Source organism: Vibrio sp. Vb1574, from assembly GCF_033338675.1.
In genome coordinates this window covers 1-1,328 of sequence record NZ_JAWOTC010000238.1, presented here as the reverse complement: position 1 = coordinate 1,328, position 1,328 = coordinate 1, and the positions used below count along the sequence as shown (strand labels likewise).

At 43.6% G+C, this 1,328-nt stretch carries 1 protein-coding gene; it reads left to right on the top strand.

The window, feature by feature from the left end; translation table 11 throughout:
* Positions 1 to 249 precede the first annotated feature (249 nt).
* Positions 250 to 1,328: AbgT family transporter (locus R7O12_RS25140; protein ID WP_318126780.1), on the top strand; the 1,079-nt coding region annotated here is incomplete at its 3' end.

Here is a 1,328-nt window from a genome sequence, read left to right as displayed (position 1 = left end):
GACTTTATATAGGGATTAGGCATTCCTGCATATCTAATGGTTATATCTTTGTTTAATTTATAATGTTGGTTAATTTGTTTTATATGGATGAAATATCTACATTTATGCAAATAACTGGTTATAAATTTGCCATTGATTTACAATTTGTAACGTTTTTGGCTTTTAATTGACTCTTTACTCAAGTACCCTTCGCTCGCTTTGTGACATTTTTTTCACAATTGCATAGGAATAAAAACAAGGAGGGAACAGATGAGTTCATCTGCTTCAATTAAACAAAACTCACCTAAGAAGCCGTTGTTTACGCGCTTTTTGGATACTGTCGAATATTTGGGGAACCTGTTGCCCCACCCGATCACACTATTTGCCATTTTCTGTTTAGCCATTTTGGTGATGTCGGGTATAGCTGGTTACTTCGAAGTATCGGTTGTCGATCCTCGTCCTGAGGGAGCAAAAGGTCGTGCTGCAGACGGCATGATTCAAGTGGTCAGCTTACTTAACGCTGACGGTCTAGAGCTTATTGTTACCAATCTAGTGAAAAACTTTGTTGGTTTCGCACCGTTAGGCACGGTATTGGTTGCGATGCTTGGTGTTGCAATTGCGGAATACTCGGGCCTACTTTCAGCAGCAATGCGTGGCCTAGTAATGGGCGCGTCACAACGTATGGTGACGGTTACGGTTGTTTTTGCTGGTATCATTTCAAACACCGCTTCTGAGCTTGGCTACGTGGTTCTTATCCCACTTGCTGCAATGCTTTTCCATTCCCTTGGTCGTCATCCTCTTGCTGGTCTTGCGGCAGCATTTGCTGGTGTATCGGGCGGTTACTCAGCAAACCTTCTAATTGGTACGGTTGACCCACTGCTTTCAGGTATTACTGAGACAGCAGCTCAAATGATTGACCCGACTTACACTGTTGGACCAGAAGTAAACTGGTACTTCATGTTTGTGTCGACGTTCTTCATCGCGGGTATGGGTGCATTCGTTACAGAGAAAATCGTTGAGCCGAAACTTGGCAAGTACAACGAGGAAGAAGCGGCTGAAGATTTGTCTAACGACAAAATGGGCAACCTAACTGACCTTGAGAAGAAAGGTCTGAAAGTTGCTGGTCTTGCTGTGTTGGTTGTGTCTGCTTTGTTGGCTTGGACGATTGTTCCAGAAGACGGCATCCTACGTTCAGACGCTGGCACTGTTGCAGGATCCCCATTCCTGAAAAGTATCGTAGCTTTCATCTTCGTATTCTTTGCTATCCCTGGCTTTGTATACGGTAAAGTCGTTGGCACGATGAAAACTGACCGTGATGTTATCGATGCGATGTCTAAATCAATGTCTTC